The sequence below is a fragment of the Bacillus sp. FCW2 genome (genome assembly GCF_021228595.1).
GTDB classification, from domain to species: Bacteria; Bacillota; Bacilli; order Bacillales; family Bacillaceae; genus Bacillus; species Bacillus velezensis.
On the sequence record NZ_CP089436.1, the window covers coordinates 1,591,059 to 1,614,827 of the forward strand.

General features: G+C 45.6%; 29 protein-coding genes and 1 pseudogene. 20 read left to right on the forward strand and 10 right to left on the reverse strand.

The window, feature by feature from the left end:
* Positions 1-150: 150 nt before the first annotated feature.
* From K3G25_RS08320 to K3G25_RS08335, 4 genes are all read left to right on the forward strand, one after another.
* Positions 151-3,732, forward strand: a complete 3,582-nt coding sequence (locus tag K3G25_RS08320) for a dynamin GTPase (protein ID WP_232489673.1) — start codon at positions 151-153, stop codon at positions 3,730-3,732.
* Positions 3,733-3,799: 67 nt separating this feature from the next.
* Positions 3,800-4,057 (forward strand): YpbS family protein, encoded by a 258-nt coding sequence (locus K3G25_RS08325; RefSeq protein WP_012117818.1) that lies wholly within the window; start codon positions 3,800-3,802, stop codon positions 4,055-4,057.
* Positions 4,058-4,133: 76 nt separating this feature from the next.
* Positions 4,134-4,277, forward strand: a complete 144-nt coding sequence (locus K3G25_RS08330) for a hypothetical protein (protein WP_014418168.1) — start codon at positions 4,134-4,136, stop codon at positions 4,275-4,277.
* 93 nt (positions 4,278-4,370) lie between these two features.
* The gene (locus K3G25_RS08335; RefSeq protein WP_021494215.1) at positions 4,371-5,258 is read left to right on the forward strand and encodes a 5'-3' exonuclease; all 888 of its coding nucleotides are present in this window, start codon (positions 4,371-4,373) and stop codon (positions 5,256-5,258) included.
* A gap of 5 nt (positions 5,259-5,263) precedes the next feature.
* On the opposite strand, the gene sspL is transcribed toward K3G25_RS08335, so the two are convergent.
* From sspL to K3G25_RS08350, 3 genes are read right to left on the reverse strand one after another with little or no spacing between them, the layout of a single operon-like run.
* On the reverse strand, positions 5,264-5,392 hold the full coding sequence (sspL, locus tag K3G25_RS08340; RefSeq protein WP_003153575.1) for a small, acid-soluble spore protein L: 129 nt from the start codon (positions 5,390-5,392) through the stop codon (positions 5,264-5,266).
* A 51-nt stretch (positions 5,393-5,443) separates the two neighbouring features.
* A complete protein-coding gene (locus tag K3G25_RS08345; RefSeq protein WP_031304201.1) occupies positions 5,444-5,836 on the reverse strand; it encodes a reverse transcriptase-like protein in 393 nt (130 codons plus the stop codon).
* A gap of 6 nt (positions 5,837-5,842) precedes the next feature.
* Positions 5,843-6,523 carry a queuosine precursor transporter gene (locus K3G25_RS08350; RefSeq protein WP_012117815.1) on the reverse strand — a complete coding sequence of 227 codons (681 nt, stop codon included), beginning with the start codon at positions 6,521-6,523 and terminating at the stop codon, positions 5,843-5,845.
* An 81-nt stretch (positions 6,524-6,604) separates the two neighbouring features.
* Here K3G25_RS08350 and K3G25_RS08355 point away from each other — a divergent pair, with 81 nt between their 5' ends.
* The gene (locus tag K3G25_RS08355; protein WP_014418166.1) at positions 6,605-7,276 is read left to right on the forward strand and encodes a ribonuclease H family protein; all 672 of its coding nucleotides are present in this window, start codon (positions 6,605-6,607) and stop codon (positions 7,274-7,276) included.
* A gap of 2 nt (positions 7,277-7,278) precedes the next feature.
* The gene (locus K3G25_RS08360) at positions 7,279-7,461 is read left to right on the forward strand and encodes a zinc-finger domain-containing protein (RefSeq protein ID WP_003153581.1); all 183 of its coding nucleotides are present in this window, start codon (positions 7,279-7,281) and stop codon (positions 7,459-7,461) included.
* A gap of 26 nt (positions 7,462-7,487) precedes the next feature.
* Here the strand turns inward: K3G25_RS08360 and K3G25_RS08365 are convergent, their stop codons facing one another.
* Positions 7,488-7,745: a DUF2564 family protein gene (locus K3G25_RS08365; protein WP_014418165.1), complete on the reverse strand. Its 258-nt coding sequence runs from the start codon at positions 7,743-7,745 to the stop codon at positions 7,488-7,490.
* A gap of 161 nt (positions 7,746-7,906) precedes the next feature.
* Between K3G25_RS08365 and K3G25_RS08370 the strand changes: the two genes are divergently transcribed.
* On the forward strand, positions 7,907-8,089 hold the full coding sequence (locus K3G25_RS08370; RefSeq protein WP_012117812.1) for a hypothetical protein: 183 nt from the start codon (positions 7,907-7,909) through the stop codon (positions 8,087-8,089).
* 51 nt (positions 8,090-8,140) lie between these two features.
* On the opposite strand, the gene cspD is transcribed toward K3G25_RS08370, so the two are convergent.
* The 4 genes and pseudogenes from cspD to metA all read right to left on the reverse strand — a co-directional run bounded on the left by cspD (position 8,141) and on the right by metA (position 10,835).
* Positions 8,141-8,341, reverse strand: coding sequence for a cold-shock protein CspD (gene cspD, locus K3G25_RS08375; protein ID WP_003153604.1), 201 nt, complete (start codon positions 8,339-8,341; stop codon positions 8,141-8,143).
* Positions 8,342-8,356: 15 nt separating this feature from the next.
* A pseudogene (locus K3G25_RS08380) lies at positions 8,357-8,468 on the reverse strand (hypothetical protein); the annotation flags it as partial.
* A 94-nt stretch (positions 8,469-8,562) separates the two neighbouring features.
* The gene (locus K3G25_RS08385) at positions 8,563-9,705 is read right to left on the reverse strand and encodes a diglucosyl diacylglycerol synthase (protein ID WP_007409520.1); all 1,143 of its coding nucleotides are present in this window, start codon (positions 9,703-9,705) and stop codon (positions 8,563-8,565) included.
* Between the two features lie 224 nt (positions 9,706-9,929).
* A complete protein-coding gene (gene metA, locus K3G25_RS08390; protein ID WP_003153608.1) occupies positions 9,930-10,835 on the reverse strand; it encodes a homoserine O-acetyltransferase MetA in 906 nt (301 codons plus the stop codon).
* A gap of 283 nt (positions 10,836-11,118) precedes the next feature.
* Here metA and K3G25_RS08395 point away from each other — a divergent pair, with 283 nt between their 5' ends.
* The 10 genes from K3G25_RS08395 (at position 11,119) to K3G25_RS08440 (ending at position 19,570) form a co-directional block, all read left to right on the forward strand.
* A complete protein-coding gene (locus K3G25_RS08395) occupies positions 11,119-11,601 on the forward strand; it encodes a glutathione peroxidase (protein ID WP_014418163.1) in 483 nt (160 codons plus the stop codon).
* An 11-nt stretch (positions 11,602-11,612) separates the two neighbouring features.
* Complete coding sequence (locus K3G25_RS08400) at positions 11,613-12,221, forward strand: HD domain-containing protein (RefSeq protein ID WP_160182738.1); 609 nt, start codon at positions 11,613-11,615, stop codon at positions 12,219-12,221.
* Between the two features lie 68 nt (positions 12,222-12,289).
* Positions 12,290-13,423, forward strand: a complete 1,134-nt coding sequence (locus K3G25_RS08405; RefSeq protein WP_128496692.1) for a conserved virulence factor C family protein — start codon at positions 12,290-12,292, stop codon at positions 13,421-13,423.
* 252 nt (positions 13,424-13,675) lie between these two features.
* Positions 13,676-15,352: a dihydroxy-acid dehydratase gene (gene ilvD, locus K3G25_RS08410; RefSeq protein WP_007409524.1), complete on the forward strand. Its 1,677-nt coding sequence runs from the start codon at positions 13,676-13,678 to the stop codon at positions 15,350-15,352.
* 81 nt (positions 15,353-15,433) lie between these two features.
* Positions 15,434-15,868, forward strand: coding sequence for a BrxA/BrxB family bacilliredoxin (locus K3G25_RS08415; RefSeq protein WP_003153619.1), 435 nt, complete (start codon positions 15,434-15,436; stop codon positions 15,866-15,868).
* 39 nt (positions 15,869-15,907) lie between these two features.
* On the forward strand, positions 15,908-16,678 hold the full coding sequence (locus K3G25_RS08420; RefSeq protein WP_232489674.1) for a class I SAM-dependent methyltransferase: 771 nt from the start codon (positions 15,908-15,910) through the stop codon (positions 16,676-16,678).
* A 262-nt stretch (positions 16,679-16,940) separates the two neighbouring features.
* A complete protein-coding gene (locus K3G25_RS08425) occupies positions 16,941-17,549 on the forward strand; it encodes a YpjP family protein (protein ID WP_007409526.1) in 609 nt (202 codons plus the stop codon).
* A 99-nt stretch (positions 17,550-17,648) separates the two neighbouring features.
* Complete coding sequence (locus K3G25_RS08430; RefSeq protein ID WP_003153622.1) at positions 17,649-18,443, forward strand: thymidylate synthase; 795 nt, start codon at positions 17,649-17,651, stop codon at positions 18,441-18,443.
* Positions 18,440-18,925, forward strand: a complete 486-nt coding sequence (locus K3G25_RS08435; RefSeq protein WP_007409527.1) for a dihydrofolate reductase — start codon at positions 18,440-18,442, stop codon at positions 18,923-18,925. Before K3G25_RS08430 ends, K3G25_RS08435 begins: the two co-directional genes overlap by 4 nt.
* Before the next feature lie 21 nt (positions 18,926-18,946).
* On the forward strand, positions 18,947-19,570 hold the full coding sequence (locus K3G25_RS08440; RefSeq protein ID WP_095060728.1) for a lysophospholipid acyltransferase family protein: 624 nt from the start codon (positions 18,947-18,949) through the stop codon (positions 19,568-19,570).
* A gap of 41 nt (positions 19,571-19,611) precedes the next feature.
* Here K3G25_RS08440 and K3G25_RS08445 read toward each other — a convergent pair whose 3' ends face one another.
* Positions 19,612-20,250 carry a PAQR family membrane homeostasis protein TrhA gene (locus tag K3G25_RS08445; protein WP_003153625.1) on the reverse strand — a complete coding sequence of 213 codons (639 nt, stop codon included), beginning with the start codon at positions 20,248-20,250 and terminating at the stop codon, positions 19,612-19,614.
* A 16-nt stretch (positions 20,251-20,266) separates the two neighbouring features.
* Positions 20,267-21,259, reverse strand: a complete 993-nt coding sequence (locus K3G25_RS08450; protein ID WP_110124213.1) for a sigma-54-dependent transcriptional regulator — start codon at positions 21,257-21,259, stop codon at positions 20,267-20,269.
* 184 nt (positions 21,260-21,443) lie between these two features.
* Here K3G25_RS08450 and ilvA point away from each other — a divergent pair, with 184 nt between their 5' ends.
* From ilvA to K3G25_RS08465, 3 genes are all read left to right on the forward strand, one after another.
* Entirely contained in the window at positions 21,444-22,712 is a 1,269-nt protein-coding gene (gene ilvA / locus K3G25_RS08455; RefSeq protein WP_014418155.1) for a threonine ammonia-lyase IlvA, read from the forward strand.
* A 92-nt stretch (positions 22,713-22,804) separates the two neighbouring features.
* Positions 22,805-23,056 carry a DUF2535 family protein gene (locus tag K3G25_RS08460; protein ID WP_007409532.1) on the forward strand — a complete coding sequence of 84 codons (252 nt, stop codon included), beginning with the start codon at positions 22,805-22,807 and terminating at the stop codon, positions 23,054-23,056.
* 98 nt (positions 23,057-23,154) lie between these two features.
* A complete protein-coding gene (locus tag K3G25_RS08465; protein WP_032863668.1) occupies positions 23,155-23,736 on the forward strand; it encodes an SCO family protein in 582 nt (193 codons plus the stop codon).
* The last annotated feature ends 33 nt before the right edge of the window (positions 23,737-23,769 follow it).

Consider the following 23,769-nt stretch of genomic DNA (forward strand, 5'->3'; position numbering starts at 1 on the left):
TTCTTTATCAGCTGCCGATATCGGCGGCTTTTTTGCGTTTCCTGAAGAAAAGTGTGCCATTCTTGTGTAAAATGGGGGAGAGGTTTTTTTCAGAGCTTTCTAAAAATGAAAACGTCATTTGATGCGACAGACACAAAGGGGTAAAGACACATGACAGAAGAAGAACGCCATAACAGGGAGATTTTCAGCAGAACGGGTGCCTTATACGCACAATTTTTGGATCATCAGGATGAAAAACGGGCCGATCAGCTCGCGGCCATTATGAAAAAAGCGGCTGATGAAGAGGTTTATATCGCGTTTACCGGGCATTATTCGGCCGGAAAGTCCTCTTTATTAAACACATTGCTCGGTGAAGACATACTGCCGACAAGCCCGATTCCTACAAGCGCCAACCTCGTTGTCATCCGGCACGGTGAAGATAAAGTCGTGCTTCATACGACGGACGGGGCTTATGCAGAGATCAAAGGAAGTTACGATAAAGAACAAGTGCAGCAATTCTGTAAAGATGGTGAGCAAATTGAAACGGTGGAAGTCTATGCCGGCTTTAAGGAGTCAGAGCCTTATGCGGCCTACATCGACACACCGGGAATTGATTCGACGGACGAAGCGCATTTTTTATCTGCGGCTTCGGTTCTTCATCAGGCTGACGCTTTATTTTACGTCGTTCATTATAATCACGTTCATTCAGAAGAAAATATGCTGTTTCTCAGCTCCATCAAGGACCGTATTCCGAATTTGTTTCTGATCGTCAACCAAATTGACAGACATGATGAAACTGAAACGAAGTTTGAAGAGTACCGCAGGCAGGTGGAAGATATGCTTGAAGGCGCGGGAATACCGAAAGAATCGCTTTTCTTTACGTCTGTCACTGAGCCTGACCATCCTTTAAACGGCATGGAACAGCTGAAAAAACATCTGCAGAAGCTGAAACAGCAGGCAAAAACAAATTTATGGTCCTTAACGGAGAGAAAAGTTGCGCACTTAGTCAAAGAGCATGAAGAGATGCTCGTAAAAGATGATAAAAACGGCAACGGAGAGCAGTTTGACAAACAAGAAGCACTTGTCCGTTCTGTTGAAGATGAGCTTAAAAAAGCCGTTCAACAGGCTGAAACAGCAGAGAAAGACATCAGAAAAGACGTGCAGAACATATTGCAAAACGCTAATCTGATGCCCTTTGAGATGAGGGAGCTTGCATCTGCTTATATTGAATCACAGCAGCCCTCATTTAAAACCGGATTATTCTTTTCAAAAGCGAAAACGGCTTCGGAAAAAGAAAGAAGGCATGCTGAATTTTTTGCCGATATTAAAAAAAGAACGGAAGGGGAAGCGGATTGGCATATTATCGACACATTTACGAAAGCGGCCAAGCGGTATGAAGCGGATTCGGACGAACTGATCAGGAAAATCCAGGCGTACCGCACACCGCTTTCTGATGATATCACCGCTCAGGCCCTTAAGCAGGGAGCGGCCTTTTCATCTGAATACGTATTAACTTATACGAAAGACCTCGCTGAAATGATCAGAAGGGAAGCCAAAAGACAGACAGCGGAACTCATTGAGGAGCTGACCGCTTATGTTCAGACAAAAAACGGACCGCTTATTGAGAACTTGAAAAACCGGCTCGAAAAAGAAAAGAAAATAAGGGATGAGCTCGCGCAATCGGCAAAAGAAGAACGCAATGCCTTGGAAAAAGCAGCCCGAGTCCGCGCTTTGTGGGAAGAAGAATTGACCTGTGATACGGGAAACGGCGACTGGTATACGCGAAAAAAACGCCTTGCAAAAGCGCCCGTCCAAAAAGAGAAACCAAAAGAGGCTGTACGGCATGAAGTAAACAAGCCCGAAAAAAATGCGATGAAGGAACTTCCTATAAAAGAGCAGACTGATCGGTTCTATGAGCTTGCCGGGATTCTTGAATCCTCAAGCATATTAGGAAAACAGGCAGAAGCCTTTCGAAGCAGGATTGAGCGGCTTGAAAACCGCCAGTTTACCTTGGCGTTATTCGGCGGATTCAGTTCCGGTAAATCATCATTTGCAAATGCGCTTATCGGTGAATACGTGCTTCCGTCATCACCGACGCCCACAACGGCTACGATCAACAAAATAACGAAACCGCAAGACGGCAAACCGCATAAATCTGCGGAGATCGTTTTTAAAACGGAGGAGGAGCTGGACGCTGAAATGCTTCAGCTGACTGAGCTGAAAGACACTGACGTAAAGGGGCGTTCACTGAAAGAGAGATGGAATTATGCCATTAAAAAGGGAAAAGTTCCCGATGAACTCATCCCGGTGATTCAGACGATGCTGCAGGCGTTTGATACGTACGAAGTACAGATCCGTCAAAGGCTGACACTGACTGTGCCGGTTGAAGATGTAAAACCGTACGCAGCCGAAGAAAAAACGGCCTGCTGCGTAAAAGAAGTCACCGTGTATTATGATTCGCCTCTCACGCAAAAAGGCATCACCATTGTTGATACGCCGGGAGCAAGCAGTATCAATAAGCGCCATACGGAACTTGCCTTTCAATATATAAAAGATGCTGACGCGTTCTTTTATATGACGTACTATCAGCATTCTTTTTCAAAAGGAGACAGGTCTTTTCTGAAGAAACTCGGCCTCGTCAAAGAATCATTCGGCATGGATAAAATGTTTTTTGTCATTAACGCCGCCGATCTGGCCAAAACAGAAAGCGAGCTGGAAACCGTCAAAGACTATGTCCGCTCAGAACTCTCAAAAGAGGGAATTAACCGGCCGAAATTATATCATGTCTCAAGTAAAGAAGAGCTTGCGGGTAAAAAAGCAGCTTTTTATAACAGGTTCTCTGATGTAAGAACCGGGCTTGAGCACTTTATTGAGGAAGATGTAATGAGGGCCAGCTGCGCCCAGCTGAAAACAGAGGCGGACAAATTGTGCGGTATGGTGGAACAGCTTCACGAATCTCTTCACCAGTCGGCAGAAGAAAAAGAGAAAAAGAAACAGCGTCTGGAGTCTTCCTATGAAAAAGCTCTCGGTGACATTTCAAAGCGCCGTACGTCTGAGGTCATCATTCGAAAAGTGATGAAAGATACGGAAGAACAGCTCTATCACATTAAACATCGCCTGACGTTTTATGCGAATGATATGCTGAAAACCGCCTTCCATCCGGGTCTTCAAAACGGTGATTGGAAACAAAATATATCAGCGGCGCTGAATGAAGCGCTCAAGGAATTCCGTTTTGAATATATTCAAGAGCTGAAAACGCTCGATATCCGGATGACCGGTTTTATTGAGCGCCATATGACTGAGGAATGGATGGAAAACTGTCAGAAGAAGCTTATGGAAGACGGAGATTTCTCCATTTATGTCAGCGGTGAAAACGAATTTGCCGTTCAGCTGAAAGAGGTCGCTCCGGTCATTGACGTCTCGGCATTCTCACATCACGTAAAGGAAGTTAAATCACCGAAGCAGTTTTTTGAACAGAACGGAAAAGCAGCGTTTGTAGAAGGGCTCAGGCTCAGCCTGCAAAAAGTGACAGAAAAGTGGCTTGAGCAGGAGAAAGAAAGCCTTTCAGAGCGATATGCTGAGCAGGTGCGCCGTCTGCAAGAAGAAATGGCGGATAAAAGCCTGTCCCAGATCCGCGAGCAGCGGGACACTTATTTACAAGGTCTTGCGGAAAATACGAGTGCAAGGGAAATTGAACACCTTTACGAAGCCGAAAAAGCATGGAAAAAGAAAGATGAAATGCTGAAAATTTAAAAATCCGGTTGGCGGGCAGATATCAGTCGTGGTAGACTAAAATGAAAAAAGCGAGATGAAACCTTTTATGTCAGAAGTCCATAAAGCAATTTCAGCACATTCCGCAAAACAGCATCAGCACGTCAAAACATTTGTACAGCTTGATTATGAGCGTGAACAGGCCATTGAAGAAGCCATTGTAAAATGCAGACAGAATAAACCGTTCACGACAGATGCCATCAATGGCATCACCGCAAAAATGAACCAGCTGGCGAAAAAGGGCATCGTGCCGCAAAGACGATTCGTAAGTGAAGAGATGGTGAAAGAATTCGTCAGCAGACAGTAATGGATGAACCTGCCGCGTGTGTCATCAGCGCTTGCTGTACATACTATTCGTATCTTCTCTAAAGGGGGATATGACCATGGGCAGAACAAAACTGGGAAACAGAAATGCTCAGCAGAATAACAATGCCAAAAAGAAAAACGGCTTCGGACAGAAATTTGATTCTTATGCCGGCCGTGAAGCTGAAAAGCTGATAGCAAGCAATAAAAGACACGGTGAGTAACGTGACGGCAGCATCTTCCAAATGGGGGGATGCTGTTTTTTTACCGCCTTCTTTGGTAAAATAGGAACATTGAATAAAAAGGAGTTTCGATATATGAATAATAAATTACTGCTCGTTGACGGCATGGCGCTTTTGTTCCGCTCGTTTTTCGCGACGGCCGTTCATCGCAATTTTATGATAAATGAAAACGGAATTCCCACAAACGGCGTCAACGGTTTTTTAAAGCATCTTATTACGGCGGTTGATACGTTTCAACCCACACATGTCGTCTGCTGCTGGGATATGGGAAGCAAAACGTACCGCAATGACTTGTTTCAAGATTATAAGGCCAACAGAAGCGAACCGCCGCTAGAGCTGATTCCGCAATTTGATCTAGCGAAAGAAGCAGCGCGAGAGCTCGGTTTTTTAAACATCGGCATAAAAGGCTATGAAGCGGATGACTGTATCGGTACGCTTTCTGCCCTATTTTCCGGGGAAGCGGAAATTACGATTGTAACGGGTGATAAAGATCTGCTTCAACTGCTGAATCATCAAGTTCAAGTAGCGCTGCTGCAAAAGGGTATCGGCAATTATAAGGTATATACAGATGAGATATTCAGAGAAGAAACGGGAGTTCCGCCAAAAGCGCTGATTGACATTAAGGCGCTGATGGGAGACACGAGCGATAACTATCCCGGCGTTAAAGGGATCGGGGAAAAAACGGCGTACAAGCTGATCCGTGAATATCAAAACATAGACCGGTTATTAGAAAGCCTCGCTCTCTTGCCGAAGGGCCAGCAAACGAAAATTCAGCAAAGCCTGAAAGAATTGGAGCTGTCAAGGCAGCTTGCTGAAATACATTGCGAGGTGCCGTTAGTCTGTACGCTTGAAGAAGCACTTTTTTCATTGAAGATGGAAGAAGCATCCTTAATGCTCAGACGCCATCAGATAAAAGGAATTGAAAGAATGCTCGAAAAGCTGAACGCCAGAGAGATCAGCTGATCCCTCTAGCGTTTTGTATTGCTTTTTTTTGCGTTGTTTTCAAGGGCTGATTTCGGGTCTTTATGCGCGTTTCCTTCCATATTTCCCTGAGGATTCACGCCCCCGGTCAGCCGGCCTTTATTTTCTTTTCTCATAGCTGTTCACCTCATTTGTAGGATGAACAGTGAGACGCAATTTCATTCCGGTTATTTATTCAGCCGAATCGCTTTTTTTGCGAGCTGATCGGCTGTTTGGTTTTGTCTGCCGGGAATCCACTTAATGAAAAACAATGGAAATCCGGCCTTTAAGCGGATGATTTCGTCCACAAACGGCTGGAAAGCCTTGTTTTTAACCGCTTCAAGATCTGTGGCCCGCTCCACGATATCCGAATCCGTCCGGAATGACACGGACTCAAATCCGCGGGCGGCACACAGCTTCATTCCTTCAATTAAAGCGAGAAATTCAGCTTCCTGATTTGAATGGTCGCCGATCGGAATTGAGAAAGATTCTGTTTTCCCGTCATGTTTAATAAAAATACCGATACCGGACGGGCCCGGGTTTCCGGCGCTTGCACCGTCTACATAAATTTCAGCGGGCATCATCCGTCACTCTCCATTCGGTGTCATTCGTTTTGCCGCATACGCATAAGGGACAGAAATGAGTGATACCGCAAATTTAATCAGGTAAGTTGAAATGAAGATGCTGAACCATACTCCCGCGGAATAAACGCCGATAAAGGCCACGGCAGTGAAGATAAATGTATCCAGCAGCTGGCTGAGCGCCGTGCTTCCGCTGTTTCTGAGCCAGAGAAGCCTGTCTGAAGGAAAGATTCTCCGAATGGCTGAATATACATAAACATCTATCGTTTGGCTGAAAATAAAAGCCAAGAGGCTTCCGAGCGCAACACGCGGCAGAAAACCGAAAATCGTCTCAAGGGCCGGCTGTGCGATATCTGACGCAGCCGGTTTATATAAAAGAGCCCCCTGCATGGCGCATGTCAAAGCGAGCAGAGTGGAAAACCCGAGCCAGACGGCTTTGCGCGCTTCCCTGGGACCGTATTTTTCATTCAGCACATCCGTTGCGAAGAAAACGGTGCCGTACATGATATTTCCCAGTGTCGCCGTAAGTCCGAACAGCTCGACTGTTTTGACAACCTGCAAGTTGGCGCACACCGTGGCGAAACCGATCCATACGAATAGGCCCGTTTTGCCAAATCCTTTATAAAACAGAAGAACAATGATAAAATGAATGACCGCAAATAAGATCCATAACACATCGTTAAACAAAACCTGCTGACTTCCTTTCAATTTGAGAATGGTTTGATTATAGCACACGCCCGTCAACTAATGAATGGTAAGGTGATTTCAATGAATCTTAAGCCGTATATCGAAATAGAAGCAAAAGGAACAGGCCCTGTCGCGTTTTTTTCCGAAGATTGGCTGACCGTTCCGAAAGCGCGCATGCTTGCAAGAGAAGTCAGCCGCTTTCCTTATATAAAAGACATTTATTTTGAGGATGAAAAAGGCGCGAGCTGGACGCTTAAAGAATTAGAAAAGCTTACTGAAGAGCTTGCGCACGAACCTGACGACATTACAGTGTATTTCGACGGCGGCTTTGACAAAACAAGCGGACGCGCCGGACTCGGAATTGTCGTGTATTATTCTCTCGGCGGCAAGCGGCACCGCATACGGAAAAACAAAAGCTTAACGCTTCAGACGAACAATGAGGCGGAATATGCCGCTTTGTACGAAGCGCTTAAGGAAGTGCAGGAACTTGGCGCAAGCAGAAATTCAATCACGATAAGAGGGGATTCCCTCGTCGTTTTACATCAGCTTGACGGCAGCTGGCCGTGTTATGATGAAACGCAAAACGAATGGCTGGATAAAATTGAAGCGCTGCTCGAATCCTTAAAGCTGACACCGACATATGAAGCCGTAAACAGAAAGGAAAATCAAGAAGCGGATGACCTTGCCAGAAAAATTCTCTCGGACCGGCAGATTGAAAGCCGCATAACATTAGAAGGTAACGGAGATGACTGATATTGGATAAAAAAAGCATTTATAAAGAATTGACAGAGCTTCAGGATGAATATTGCAAAGACTGTTTCGTAAAAAAGCATTTCCGCAAAGAGTTTGGAAAAACGCACGCTCATTCTTTCTGCATCAACCAATGCACGGTGGGGGAGAAGCTGAAAGCCTACGGCAAGGTGCTGACAAATCAATAAAAAATAAAACCGCAGCTTCTGCGGTTTTATTTTTCGAATTCATCGAGCTGATGCTGGCAATCGTCGAGAAGCATTCGCTGCTTTTGCAGAAAATCCTGGTCGAGAGCCTGCAGTTCACTGGATTGTGACATCGTTCTGGCATCCTGAATCGCCTGGTGCGCAGATTCCACCAAAGTTGAATTTTGGCCCCGGGTAGCCGCTCCCGTTGTTTTCTGGGCCGTTTCCACCGCTAATTCAAGCTGGCGTTTATCCGTCAGTCCGTTTGGAAAAAATTCAGAGTCCATTAAAAAACACCTCCGCAAATAGTTTGGAGATTTTTTTTAGAAATATGTACGGAAAATAGAAAAAAATATAGAAAATAAGCCGATATAACTATTGAACCTGATTAATTAGGGCTAATTTACTATTATTCAGGGTATCTTGGGAGAGAAGGGAAAAACCAGCCGTGAATGATAAAGATTTAAAAACAATCCTTCAGCAGACATTTAAAGAAATATACGGTGATTTGGGAAGTTTAGCGGAAATGGCAAAAAAAGGAATGCCGTCAATGGAGAAACAAATTGAAGAAATCGAGCAGCGCTGCAAGCAGAATCTTGTCGCCATTGAGATTCAGACGGCAATCAAATAGGAGAGGCATACGCCTCTCCTCTATTTGTCATCTGATCAACATGTATTGAGTTTAGAGTTTTACAACATTAGAAGCTTGAGGTCCACGATTACCTTCGACAATTTCAAAAGAAACTTCTTGTCCTTCTTCTAATGATTTGTATCCTTCTCCTTCGATAGCAGTGAAGTGAACAAATACGTCGTCTCCGCCTTCAACTTCGATGAAGCCGAATCCTTTTTCGTTGTTGAACCATTTTACTTTACCGTTTTGCATATTGCTTAATTCCTCCTAGTACTGTAGCACCTTCGTGCTAAAAAAAATTTTGTCATCATCCAACCGTACGTATGTAAACGTTGTTAAATGATGGTTCAACTATACACCATATGGGAGCGGGCGTCAAGCGGCAGCTCCCTATTTTTTATCTTTATTTTTCCAGTAACAAAGCTTAACCGGAAAAAAACAAAAAGCACACGAATCGTTCGTGTGCTTTTCTTTTACGATAATGCCATATCCGCCTTCCCGGCCATCATTTCAGATTCTTTTATAATGTCCTGCAAAATGACTTCAGAAGAGTTGGGGAGGTGAAGGCTTTTAATATTGTCCTTCATCCGGTTCAGCTTCTCCTCATCCGCAAGAAGGGAGGTGACAGACTCTAAAATTTCTTCGTGGCGGTTGACCACGACAGCCGCACCGCGATCTTCAAAGAAAATGGCGTTTTCTTTTTCCTGTCCGGGAACCGGTTTGTACAAAATAACGGGTACTCCGATCGCCGTCGCTTCCGTCAGTGTGATGCCGCCCGGTTTCGTGATCATGCAGTCCGTAATACGGAACAGCTCGTCAATTCTTTCTACATAGCCCAGCACTTTCAGCCGGTCGGCATTGTCACCTTCCAAGCTGCTGAGGGATTCTTTCAGCGAGCTGTTTTTGCCGCATACCACCACAACCTGCACCTGATCGTCATGAACGAGATTTTCGCACAGTTCTTTTACGTTTTTCAGCACACCATGCGCTCCCGCCATAATAAGAAGAACTTTTTTGTCGGGAGAGAGATTGTATTTTTTATAAATCGGCTCTTTCGGCATCGATTCCTCGAATTGAGGCCTGATGGGAATGCCCGTGATCTTTACGTTGTTCGGGTGAGTGCCGATTTCAATCAGTTTTTCCTTCACGTAATCTGTGGCGACATAATATTTATCAACATTTTCATGAACCCAGATTTTGTGAAGGCAGAAATCGGTCATAACGTTGAACGTCGGGATCACTTTTCCGGTTCTCCGTCTGTATTCCGGTACGACAATCATCGGAAATGTATTGATAATAATGTCCGGCTTATGCTCTTCGACGAGCTGGCCTAAACGTTTATTTCCCATTTTAAAATAAATATTGAATTTGCGTTTATTATAGATTTTGTCAACTCCGTAATAAAACAAACGATAAAACTGTTTTCCGATTGAGAAGCTTTTTAAATAAAGGTATTGAGTAACCTCTGAAACAATCGGATTTGACTCTTGATACAAATTGGAAACCGTCACATCTAAGCCGAGACGCAGACATTGTTCGTAGAGCGTTTTGGCCACTTGAACATGTCCGTTTCCGTAATTTGCAGTCAAAATTAATACTTTTTTATTGGTATTCAAGTAAATTCACCTCAATGTAATCAACAACAAGCAAGCTTCATGCATCGTAAGGAGTTATTGTCTATAGATAAACATAACACAAGTGCATCATTTTATAATAAGCGCGGCAACATATTTAAACTAAATTTAATTGATATGTTCCATTATTTTAAAGTTTTGTTATACGCATACTGAATCAAGAGTATTTTATCATATTTTTGTCACCGTATCACTCAAAACAAAAATTAATCCCATTCATACGGGGTTTCCTGATATACGTAATAATTCAGCCAATTCATAAACAATAACGTTGCATGAGCTTTCCAGCGGTTAACAGGTTCTTTCCCGCCGGGCGCAAAATAGTGCTTAGGAGCTTCTACGTTTGAAAGATTTCTCTCTATGTCTCTCTCATACTCCTGAAGCAGCGTATCGGTATCATATTCCGGATGACCCGTTAAGAAAATCTGTTTTTCGTCTTTTGAAACGATTAAACAGACCCCCGCTTCCTCTGAAACGCTGAGCACATCCAGATCCGAAGCCGATTGCAGCTGCTCCGTATTAATATCTGTATGCCGTGAGTGGGGCACATAGTATAGCTCGTCAAATCCTCTTACCAATCTCTCATGTTTTTTAAGAACGGTATGCTCAAACACACCGAAGATTTTTTTCGGCAGCTCCACTTTCTCAATGCCGTAATGATAGTATAAACCGGCTTGAGCGCCCCAGCAGATATGGAGTGTTGAAGTGACGTTCGTTTTGCTCCATTCCATGATTTCCTTCAATTCTTCCCAGTAAGAAACATCTTCAAACGGCAGGTGCTCAATCGGAGCCCCGGTAATAATCATTCCGTCAAACCGTTTGTGGCGGATGCTGGAAAAATCCGTATAAAATTCATCCAGATGCTGCCTTGCCGTATTTTTTGGAGTATGTGTGCTCGGAATTAAGAACGTAAAGTGAACTTGTAAAGGTGAATTCCCAAGCATCCTGAGGAGCTGGGTTTCCGTTTGGATTTTTTTCGGCATCAGATTTAAAATCACGATCTTCTGCGGCCGGATATCCTGATGAAAAGCCCGGCTTTCATCCATTACAAAGATGTGTTCACTTTCAAGCACCTGCTTAGCGGGCAGGTGATTTGGTATATTAATAGGCAACATGCCACCTCCGTTATTCCCCGTTAATTTTCTTCATTATAGAAATTTTTAAGCCATTTTTCAATCCATCCCGGCGTAATAAACCGTATTTAACGCATAATGACAGGGATAAAAGCGGCAAATGGGCATAAATTCGGAGCGGCTCTTTATTATGACGGGTAAAGAGCCGTTTGGTTCCTCGAAAAAAACGTTTTCCGTTAAGTGGAAGGAAAAAGCGGTTACCGTTTGTTTTGCAGTGTAAAACAGGTAAAATAAATGAAGAATGTAAAAAGGAGGGCCGCAGATGACAATTTACGATATAAACGTACGGACCATAACAGGCGAAGACATGACGCTATCGGCTTACAGAGGCAAGGTGATGATCATTGTGAATACAGCAAGCAAATGCGGGTTCACATCCCAGCTCAAGCAGCTTCAGGAGCTCTATGATACATATCGGGAGGAAGGTCTTGAAATATTAGGATTTCCCTGCAACCAATTCATGAACCAAGAACCTGGAAACGAAGCGGAAATTCAAGAGTTCTGTGTGAAAAACTACGGGGTCACATTCCCGATGTTTGCGAAAGTTGATGTCAATGGAGCAGACGCTCATCCTCTCTTCACATATCTGACGGAACAGGCAAAGGGGATGCTCGGCACAAAAGCGGTCAAATGGAATTTCACTAAGTTTATCGTGGACCGAAACGGTGAAGTCACCGGGCGTTTTTCACCGAACGTCAACCCAAAAGAGCTTGAAGATACGGTGCAGAAGCTTTTGGCCCGATAAGAGGTGATACGGTGAACGAAAAAGAGCAGCTGGAAAGCGTCAGGAATTGGGTCAGAGAAAAGCTTATCAATGAACGAACGGGCCATGACTGGCTTCATATTTCCCGGGTCGCAACACTTTCTGTTTATATGGCAAAAGAAGAAGGCGCCGACTTATTTATCACTGAGACGGCCGCGCTGGTTCATGATCTGATTGACGCCAAGCTCGAAAAAAGCGAAAGGCTGACGGCAGGCGAAGTGACAGAACGGCTGGCTGCTTTCAACATCGCGGATGGCCCCATTCAGGAGATCACGGATATTATCACGAGAATGTCATTCAGACACAGGGAACTGCTGAAAAAGCGGCCGCTTTCATTGGAGGGGAAAGTTGTTCAGGATGCAGACATGCTTGATGCGATCGGCGCAGCGGGCATCGGCAGGGCTTTTATGTTTGCCGGGGCGAAGGGTCATCCGATGTACGGAACTCAAACAAGTGTGCTGGCCCATATAGAGGATAAATTAATCAAGCTTAAAGGCTTAATGAATACAAAAGCGGGGGCCGGTTTAGCAGAGGAGCGGCATCAATTTCTTTTGCAGTTCGCCGCCCGTATCCAAAAAGAGGCCGGCATTTGCAAAAGCTAAGCGGCGCCATAGAACGCTTGTGCCGACTATGTTAGAATAAGTGTCAGATTGCGCATAGGAGGACCAATATGAAGATTAAATCAATAGAACCGACGCCGAGTCCGAACACGATGAAAGTGATTTTGACTGAAGAGCTTCCGGCAGGGAAAAGCAACAATTACAAACCCGATCAGGCAGATGATGCTCCGGCTGTCGTACGTGATATTTTAAACATTGAAGGAGTAAAGGGCGTTTATCACGTTGCCGATTTCCTGGCTGTGGAGAGAAACGCCCGTTTTGACTGGAAGGAAATTCTGCCTCAGGTCCGTTCCGCTTTCGGAATGGAACATACGGAGCAGTCTGAGAGCCGTTCTGAACAGGAATCGTTCGGTGAAGTGAAGGTTTTCGTACAAATGTTCAGCGGAATCCCGATGCAGGTCAAATTGACGGACGGCGAACGTGAAGAGCGCTTCGGCCTTCCGGAACGTTTCCAAGAAGCCATTTTAAAGCTGCGTTCCGAAGCTTCAAATGTCGTATTTGAGCGGGCTTGGAAAGAACAAGGCGTGCGCTTCGGGGATTTTACCGAAATCGGACACGATGTCACAGAAGAGCTTCAGGCCGCCTACAGTGATGAACGGCTCAAACGTTTGACAGAAGCAGCCGCACAGCAAAAGGGTGAGGCCAAACCGGCAGTGCAGCGGAAAGCTTATAAAGTGACACTGGAGATGCTTGATGATGAAGACTGGAAACAGCGCTATGCCCATCTTGAGCAAATGGATCCGGGTGAAGACGATTTACCAGTATTGGAAAAGGCGCTGCATGATCCGAAGACTTCGATCAGAAGACAAGCCGTCGTTTATTTGGGAATGATCGAAAAGCCGTCTGTGCTTCCGCTGTTATACAAAGCGCTTGAAGACAAAACGGTGACGGTCAGAAGGACGGCGGGTGACTGTCTGTCGGATCTCGGCGATGCGAGCGCCATCCCGGCCATGATGAAATCGCTCAGTGACTCAAGCAAGCTTGTGCGCTGGCGCGCGGCCATGTTTTTATATGAAGTCGGCGATGAAAGCGCGCTGGAAGCATTAAAAGCGGCGGAAGACGATCCGGAATTCGAAGTCAGCCTGCAAGTCAAAATGGCGATTGAACGGATTGAGCACGGAGAAGAGGCGAAAGGTTCAGTCTGGAAACAGATGACTGAAAGCAGAAAAAAAGAACAGTTATAACAAAAAGGTGCGCCATGCACCTTTTTTATTTGAATTCACTTTTTATAAAAATTATTTAGAATATTGTTGAAAAATGATTCAAAACTCTATATAGTAAGTACAATATTAATTGTTGGAGGGTTTTTATCGAAATACAGAAAGAATAGAAAAGCGAGCCAGGGCAAAGATACTGTAAAATTTGCAGAACGCGCCCTAGAATAAACTGAAAATTTTAAAAATAATGCACAGTCTAAAAACAGTAGGGGGATCACCATGGCAGAATTACGCAGCAACATGATCACACAGGGAATTGACAGAGCGCCGCACCGAAGCCTTCTTCGCGCTGCCGGCGTAAAAGAAGAAGACTTCGGCAAGCCGTTTATCGCGGTCTGCAATTCATACATCGATATCGTTCCCGGGCATGTTCACCTGCAGGAATTTGGAAAAATCGTAAAAGAAGCAATCAGGGAAGCGGGCGGTGTGCCTTTTGAATTTAACACGATCGGAGTAGATGACGGAATCGCGATGGGGCATATCGGCATGAGATATTCGCTGCCGAGCCGCGAAATCATTGCCGATTCAGTTGAAACGGTCGTCTCGGCGCACTGGTTTGACGGAATGGTCTGCATTCCGAACTGCGACAAAATTACGCCGGGAATGCTGATGGCGGCTATGCGGATTAATATTCCGACCATTTTTGTCAGCGGGGGGCCGATGGCAGCCGGCCGTACAAGCGACGGCCGCAAAATTTCGCTTTCTTCAGTATTTGAAGGCGTCGGCGCATATCAAGCCGGGAAAATCGGTGAAAGCGACCTGCAGGAGCTGGAACAGTTCGGCTGCCCGACATGCGGATCTTGTTCGGGCATGTTTACGGCAAACTCCATGAACTGTCTGTCTGAAGCGCTCGGTCTGGCGCTTCCGGGCAACGGAACAATTCTAGCAACTTCACCGGAGAGAAGAGAGTTTGTGAGAAAATCAGCGGCCCAATTGATGGAGACCATCAAAAAAGACATTAAGCCGCGCGATATCGTCACCGAAAAAGCGATTGACAACGCGTTTGCGTTAGACATGGCTCTCGGCGGCTCAACCAACACGGTGCTTCATACGCTTGCGCTTGCCAATGAAGCTGGGGTTGAGTACTCTTTAGAACGCATTAACGAAGTGGCTGAACGAGTGCCTCACTTATCGAAATTGGCGCCGGCCTCGGACGTCTTCATTGAAGATCTGCACGAAGCGGGCGGAGTCTCGGCGGCCCTTAATGAATTGGCGAAAAAAGAAGGGGCGCTTCATCTTGACGCGCTGACTGTAACAGGCCGCACACTCGGAGAAACAATTGCGGGTCATGAAGTAAAGGATTATGACGTGATTCATCCGCTTGACAATCCGTTTACCGAAAAAGGCGGTTTGGCCGTCCTGTTTGGGAATCTGGCTCCGGACGGCGCCATTATCAAAACAGGCGGCGTACAGGACGGGATTACAAGACATGAAGGTCCCGCTGTCGTCTTTGATTCCCAGGATGCCGCGCTTGAAGGCATTATAAACCGCAAAGTAAAAGAAGGAGATGTTGTCATTATCCGTTATGAAGGGCCAAAGGGCGGCCCGGGCATGCCGGAGATGCTTGCTCCGACGTCTCAGATTGTCGGAATGGGGCTTGGCCCGAAAGTGGCGCTTATTACAGACGGCCGTTTTTCAGGAGCGTCCCGGGGCCTTTCAATCGGGCACGTATCGCCTGAAGCGGCTGAAGGCGGCCCGCTCGCATTCGTAGAAAACGGCGACCATGTCATCGTTGACATAGAAAAACGGATTTTGGACGTACAAGTGCCTGAAGAAGAATGGGAAAAACGCAAGGCCGAATGGAAAGGCTTCGAGCCGAAAGTAAAAACAGGATATCTGGCCCGGTATTCCAAACTCGTAACAAGCGCCAATACAGGCGGAATCATGAAAATATAAAACAGAGGCCTGAACAATTGAATTCCGGCCCCCTCTATAGTATCCTTGACTTCATATAAGGATTTTAGAGGGGGCTTTTTTATGTCAATGGCTTATGAAGAATATATGCGCCAGCTGGTCGTGCCGATGCGCCGTGAGCTGACGGGTGCGGGTTTTCAGGAATTAACGACTGCTGAAGAAGTAGAAAGTTTTATGGAACAGGCAGAGGGCACGACATTGGTCGTTGTCAACTCCGTGTGCGGCTGTGCAGCCGGTCTTGCCCGTCCGGCTGCGACTCAGGCTGTTTTACAGCATGAAAAAGCGCCTGATCATACGGTTACCGTATTTGCCGGTCAAGATAAAGACGCAACTGCAAAAATGCGTGAATATTTTACGGGGCAGGAACCTTCATCGCCATCAATGGCGCTGTTAAAAGGGAAAGAGGTCGTTCATTTTATTCCCCGCCACGAAATTGAAGGGCATGACATGGAGGAAATTATGAAAAATCTGACGGATGCCTTCGATGCGCACTGCTGAAATGCCCGATTTCCGGGCATTTTCTTTTTGGAGAAAAAAATGATCACAACGAGTTACAGACCAAGCGAATATACGATACACACAGCGCAGTCACTCAGTGTCAGGCTGGGTGACACTTACTGCAGCCGCAATAAACAGCCCATTGAAAAAATGCTGGAACGAGCGGCTGGTGATCTTTTAGTCATCGGAAAGGAACGGTTCGAACTTTACACGAAGCAAGGGGAGAAGTTCTTTTTTCACCCGAATACAGCGATGTTCCGTGCAAAGCGGTTTTTGAGAGGGGAAGCCGAGCCGTTGTTAAAAGCAGCCGGATTACGCGAGGGGGATTCCTTTTTAGATTGTACGCTCGGCCTGGCATCTGATGCGATTTTGGCAAGCCTGGCAGTCGAAAAAAGCGGACAAGTTATCGGCCTGGAGAAAAACAAGCTTGTCTCATTGCTTGTTGAAACAGGACTTCAAACGTGGGAAACCGGAATGGAGCAGCTCCAAACCGCCATGAAACGCATTCAGGTCAAACATGCCGACTGCGCCGATTATTTGCGGGAGCTTCCTGATTCATCGGTAGATGTCATTTATTTTGACCCGATGTTTCACGAACCTGTTGAAACGTCAGACGGCATTGCACCGCTCCGCGCGCTGGCAGAAGAGGGTTTTAACGAAGAGTGCATCACGCAAGCCGTCCGGGCGGCGAAAAAATGCGTAGTGCTTAAAGACCATTGGAAAAGCCCGCGGTTTGAACGATACGGCTTCAAGGTGCTGAAAAGAAAGACGGCGCTTTTCCACTTCGGTGTCATCCATGTAAGCTCATGATATCATGGGCTTCTTTTTCGTTAATCAGTGATTTCCATAACGACAAAATAAAGCAGCGTGAGAAGTGATACAGTCGCAAATAAAGCGTTAATCATCTCATCCCCTCCTTTTTCTCCTTCTTATTGTAAGCGGTTTATCCGCTCGGTCACAGTTACCAATTTCCCATATTGCATGATAATACGCTGCCGGACATGACGCCGCGCTTTCATCTATGCTAAAATAAAGGAAAAGAGGACAATAAAACAGAGGGGAACAATCTGTCATGAAATTGTGGATGAAAAAGACCCTTGTGGTTCTGTTTACCATTGTAACGTTCGGTCTCGTGTCTCCTCCGGCTGCTTTGATGACAGACAAGCCTTCAGGACAGTCGAGCAGTCTTGAGCAGAATGATTACACCGCTTTTTATGATGAACATGCCCTGCCGGGAGAAGAGAAGGCAGGGCGGGAGCCTGAATTACTGTTTCAATCGTATCAGCAGCAGCTTCTCGGTGATGCTGAAAATCAATCATTTTTAAAATTCGGCAGCAAAATCTCTCCGGTCATTGAAGATGATTACAGAAGTGAAATTCTGCCGAAAATCGAAGATGTGATCACAGGACATTTAGCCAAGTTTCAAGATGATGAAGCGTATCAGGATGTGGTTATTTCCAGTAAACCGTCGGCCGGAAAAACCGAAAAAATTTTTCATGTGTATAACAGGCTGACGGGTGAAGACCTTTTAAGGTTTCACGTCCGCCGGGACCATCCTCCGCAAGACGGCTACTGGTTTAATTTTCATTACCATACCGCTGAAGACGGATTTCAATCACATCATGAGCTCGGTAGCATTTACTGGGACCGCAATACGCCGCCTGACTGGATGAGCGTGTAATAGCGAGAAGAAATAAAAAAATCATTTCTGAGAAATTTTGCAGAAATGATTTTTTATTGTGTTACACTACTAAAAGACTACTTTAAAAGGATGAAAAAAATGAAACAATATAAAGATTTGTGCCGTCATGTGTTAGAAAACGGAGAAAAAAAAGGAGACCGTACGGGAACGGGTACGATCAGCACGTTCGGCTACCAAATGCGGTTTAACCTTCAGGAAGGTTTCCCGATGCTTACGACGAAAAAGCTCCATTTTAAATCCATCGCGCATGAGCTGCTTTGGTTTTTAAAAGGAGATACGAATGTCCGCTACCTTCAGGAAAACGGAGTCCGCATCTGGAACGAATGGGCGGATGAAAACGGAGAACTCGGACCGGTTTACGGCTCTCAATGGCGTTCATGGCGCGGAGCGGACGGCGAGACCATTGATCAAATCTCCCGGCTGATTCACGACATCAAGACAAACCCGAATTCCAGACGTTTAATCGTCAGCGCTTGGAATGTCGGCGAAATTGATCATATGGCGCTTCCGCCTTGCCACTGCCTGTTTCAGTTTTATGTCGCGGACGGAAAACTGTCGTGTCAGCTTTATCAGCGCTCAGCGGATGTCTTTCTCGGCGTGCCGTTTAATATTGCGTCTTATGCGCTTTTAACAATGATGATCGCGCATGTGACGGGGCTTGAACCGGGTGAGTTTGTTCATACATTCGGAGACGTCCACATTTACCAAAACCATGTGGAGCAGGTGAATTTGCAGCTGACAAGGGATGTCCGTCCGCTGCCGAAACTGCGGTTTGCGCGAAATGTTGATTCTATTTTTGATTTTACGTTTGAAGACTTTATCATTGAGGATTATGACCCGCATCCGCACATCAAAGGAGCTGTCAGCGTATGATTTCGTTTATTTTTGCGATGGATGAAAACCGGCTGATCGGAAAAGATAACGATCTGCCTTGGCACCTTCCCGATGATCTCGCATATTTCAAAAAAGTGACGACGGGTCACACCATTGTAATGGGGCGGAAAACGTTTGAATCAATCGGACGCCCGCTTCCGAACCGGCGTAACATCGTTGTAACCTCACGGGACGAATCTTTATTCCCGGGCTGTATTACCGCCGACTCGGCTGAGGAAGTGCTCAAGCTGATCCCGGCCGATGAAGAATGCTTTGTGATCGGCGGCGCCCAGCTGTACAGTGCGCTCTTTCCTTATGCGGACAGACTCTACATGACAAAAATTCACCATGTCTTTGAAGGAGACCGTTTTTTTCCGGAATTTAATGAAGCTGAATGGGAATTGACATCCCGCAAACAGGGAGTAAAAGATGAAAAAAACCCTTACGATTATGAGTACCTTGTATACGAGAAAAAGAATTGAGTTTAAGCAGGGGGACAAGAATTGATTCGTTACGGCTGCCTTGTGATGTACGTTGTATTTATGTTCATGAAAAATATTCAGGAATATATCAATCAAAAAGAGCTTGACCCGCGACTTTCTTTTCAAAAACAGATGAGGCTGGTGTATGAGCGGCCGAAAGCCTTTATGAGAGGCTGCATTGACGTGTCGGGATCGGCAATCGGCATTCATCATGATCAGCCGATACCGGACGGCCCCGTATTGTATGTGCATCACAGATTGCGCCCGGCTGATCTTCTGCTGCTTGCGGGACATCTTGAAGAGCCGGCTGGTTTTATCGCTGGCGAGAAAGCTTTCCGGATGCCGTTTCTCGGAAATTGGCTGCGGCTGATGGGTGTCATTTGTGACGGAGACAGCCGGGATGCCGTGTTTCAGGAGGCGGAAGTCCGTCTGCAAAAAGGGCAAAGCCTGATTCTGTCCGAAGACGGCAAAATCAATCCGGAGGAACTGGCTCTTCGTTTCGATCTCCCGATTGTGCCTGTCAGCACTTCGGGAACAGACCGCTTGCTGCAGGGCAGATTACTGAAACGGCTGAAACCGGCTGACATTGAATTACATATAAAGCCCGCTTATTATCCGGCCGGTCAGAAACGGCTCCGTGCATAAAAAAAGCACAGTCTCTATACGAGAGGCTGTGCTTTTTTATTTCAGATAAAGGGAACTTTGACGCAATAAAACAAAATACAGAAAAACATCGAGGCGCTGCCGCCTAAAACAAAACTGTGCCAAATGGCGTGATGATACGGAACCTTTCTCCAAATATAAAATATTGTGCCGGCTGAATACAATAAGCCGCCGAAAAGAAGAAGGCCGAAACCGGGGCCTGACAGCGAAGCGTACAGCGGTTTAATGGCGATGATGATCAGCCAGCCCATCATTAAATAGACAAGCGTTGAAAAAATGATAAACCGCTTTACGAAAAAGATTTTAAACACGATGCCTCCGATGGCAAGCGACCAAACAATAATTAAAAGGGTCAGACCGAGCGCCCCTTTAAGGGGTCCTAATAAAAATGGCGTATATGTTCCGGCTATTAATACGTATATCGCGGAATGATCCACAATCTCAAGAATGTCTTTCGTTTTTTTATGCTGAATGCTGTGCAAAAGAGTCGAGCTGAGATACAGCAGCAGCATTGAAGCACCGAAGATTGAAAAGCTGACGATGTCTGTCGGCGAGCCGTATTTCACCGCGAAGATAATGAGAAAAATAAGCGCCGGAATCGACAGCAATACACCGATTCCGTGTGTGACGGCATTTGCGATTTCTTCTTTTATTGTGAACAATCAAATGTCCTCCTTTTTAAAGGATTTGTTTTTGCAGTGACTGCAAAAAGCTCAACCCTTCTAATGTAATTTTTGTTCCTGCGCGTCCTCGGCCTTTTGTCACATAGTTCATCTTTTCTAAGTAATCAAGCCTGTTTCTGACCTGCTGGGGCGATAATGTCATTGTGCTGTTTTCGCTTAATTCGGATATGCTCCGTCTGCTGGCGGGTTCGCCCTTTGTATTTAAGTCTTTAATTGATTCCAAAATAAACAAAAACTCTTCTTTCTCCATCAATGTCAGCCGTTTTTCTTTTTTCTTAGCTGTTTTCGCTTTCTGGCTGTTTTTGATATACGGCGGGACATCATCGGGATAAATCGTGCTGCCGGATGCTGCCGCGGCCATATAGTACGCCGCATTTTGAAGTTCTCTGATGTTGCCGTTAAAGGTGTGCCGCTCAAACAGCGGATAAACGGACGGATCGATATGAACATGCTGCCCCGTGGCTGTCAGCATATGCTGCAGAAGAAGCGGTATATCGCTTTTTCGTTCAGATAAAGCAGGGAGCGGAAGGCATAACACGTGAAGCCTGTAAAATAAATCTTGGCTGAACGTATTTTCCGCGCCGGTATCGCCAAGATCCGCCGTGCTGCTTGCAATGATGCGGGCGGAAAGCCCGGCGTCCAGCTCGGAAAGAAGGCGGGCCTGTACCGAGAGCGGCATGTCTCCGATTTCATATAAGAATAATGTTCCGCGGCGGGCCCTGTTTAATGCGCCTTCAGCGCCGAACAGTTCATACTCGAGCCGCTCTTCGCTTTGGCTGCAGTGAACGGTAATAAATAGTTCGCTGTTTCTGCGGGATTTATGGTGGATCGCTCTGGCCATTTGTTTTTTTCCGGTTCCGACTTCACCCGTTATGAAGACCGGCAAATCAGATAAGGCAAATTGCGAGGCCAATCGTTTCGCTTCTGAAAAGGTGTGATGTTCGCCGGTCAGCTGATAAAAAGGATCAGTTTGTTCAATTACACTCATGAATTGGCTCCTTTTGGTTCTAATTGGTTTAAGTATAACACGTTTGTGCGATCGAAAATATCTTTTTCTCTTGTATCGGTTTAATTATTTTTATTTACGAAATTAAAATAATTATCTTATTGTTTGAATATTCATGTTATAATGGCATATTAAATAGGGATTTAAATAAGAAAGGACTCTGTAAATGAAACCGTTGCTTAAAGAAGACTCTCTCATCCAGGTAAAAGACATTTTAAAAGCGCACCAAAACGTAAAGGACGTTGTGATCCATACGCCTTTGCAGAGGAATGACAGACTTTCTGAGAGGTATGGCTGCAATATCTATTTGAAAAGAGAAGACCTGCAGGTGGTCAGGTCATTTAAGCTCAGAGGGGCTTATAATAAAATGAGGCAGCTCTCAAAAGAGCAGACTGAAAACGGAATTGTATGCGCAAGTGCGGGAAACCATGCGCAGGGGGTTGCGTTTTCATGCAAACACCTCGGCATTCACGGCAAGATTTTTATGCCGTCAACCACACCGAGACAGAAAGTATCCCAAGTGGAACTGTTCGGAAAAGAATTTGTTGAAATCATATTGACGGGTGACACTTTCGATGATGCGTATAAGAGTTCTGCGGAATGCTGTGAAAAAGAAAACCGCACGTTTATCCATCCGTTTGACGATCCCGATGTCATGGCCGGACAGGGAACGGCTGCCATCGAAATTTTAAATGACATTGACGTTGAACCGCATTTTCTTTTTGCAAGCGTAGGGGGAGGAGGACTCCTGTCCGGGCTCGGCACGTACATGAAAAACATCTCGCCGGATACAAAAATCATAGCGGTAGAGCCGAAGGGCGCAGCCTCCTATTTTGAATCGAAAAAAGCCGGACAAGTGGTTGAACTTGAGAAAATTGATAAATTTGTCGATGGGGCGGCCGTAAAAAAAATCGGCGCCGAAACCTTTCAAACGCTCGAAACCGTTGTCGATGACGTTGTGCTTGTCCCGGAAGGAAAAGTGTGCAGCACGATTCTCGAATTATATAATCAATGCGCCATCGTAGCGGAGCCGGCGGGTGCATTATCCGTGTCAGCACTTGATCTGTACAAGGAAGAGATTAAAGGGAAAAACGTCATCTGCGTGGTCAGCGGAGGGAATAACGACATCGGCAGAATGCAGGAGATGAAGGAACGCTCCATGATTTATGAGGGGCTGCAGCATTATTTTATCGTTAATTTCCCGCAAAGGGCGGGAGCGCTTCGCGAATACCTTGATGAAGTGCTCGGGCCTGATGATGACATCACCCGGTTTGAATATACGAAAAAAAATAACAAAAGCAGCGGCCCCGCATTGGTCGGCATTGAGCTTAAGCATCGGGAAGATTACGGCGCGCTCATTGCCCGGATGAATCAAAAAGGATTTCATTACGTAGAGGTGAATAAAGATCAGGATCTGTTCCACCTGTTAATCTGACTTTTTTTAGAACGGCCGCGCAAAATGACAGACACGCTTTCTTAGATTGTATATAATAAAAAGAAAACAATCGAAAAAGAAGGATTGATATCTTGTTACTCAAAAGCCTAGAGTTCAAACGACAGGACGGGATTCAGGTAAAAGTGACAGAAATACCGGTTGTCACGGAAGGTGAACATTATTTTTTTCAAATTCATCAGCACCTCGAGCTTTATTTGAGAGAAGTTTTTGCTTCACAAAGTGTGAGAACAGTGTATTCATTCCGACAATATGTCAAGCGCCGTATGAAGTGGAAAGATTACGAGGCCGTTTTCAACCAAGAGATTTTAAAACATAACGCATAACGGTGCATATTCCTTAGCGCCTTCCTTTTGATAAGGGAGGGTGCGGGAATTTTTTTATGATGAATGCTGTAAGCGTTTTATCCATGGGGGGAATGGAAATGAAAAAAATGAAAATCTTCGCTGCCGTCTTTTGTTTGCTGCTCTTGTGCGCCTGCGGGGGGAAAACGATAAAAGACCCGCTGAACTATCAGATTGAACCGTTTTCATTTCAGAACCAAGACGGAAAAACAGTGTCACTGAAAAGCCTGAAGGGGCATGTCTGGATTGCCGATTTTATGTTTACAAACTGTAATACAGTCTGTCCGCCGATGACGGCCCACATGACCGAACTGCAAAAAAAACTGAAGGCTGAGAATCTGGACGTGCGGATTGTGTCGTTCAGTGTAGATCCTGAAAAGGATACGCCGAAACAGCTGAAAGCATTTGCTTCCAAATATCCGCTTTCGCTTCGCAACTGGGATTTTCTGACCGGTTACAGCCAAAAGGACATTGAAGATTTTGCGCTGAACAGCTTTAAAGCAATCGTCAAAAAGCCGGAGGGAGAGGATCAGGTCATACATCAAACTTCTTTTTATTTAGTCGGACCTGACGGCAAGGTGCTTAAAGATTATGACGGTGTGCAGAAAGTTCCGTATGATGATATCCTGTCAGATGTCAAAGCGGCTGAGGAGCTCAAGTAAACTGGCAGATTAGACATTTTCAAATCTGAAAAA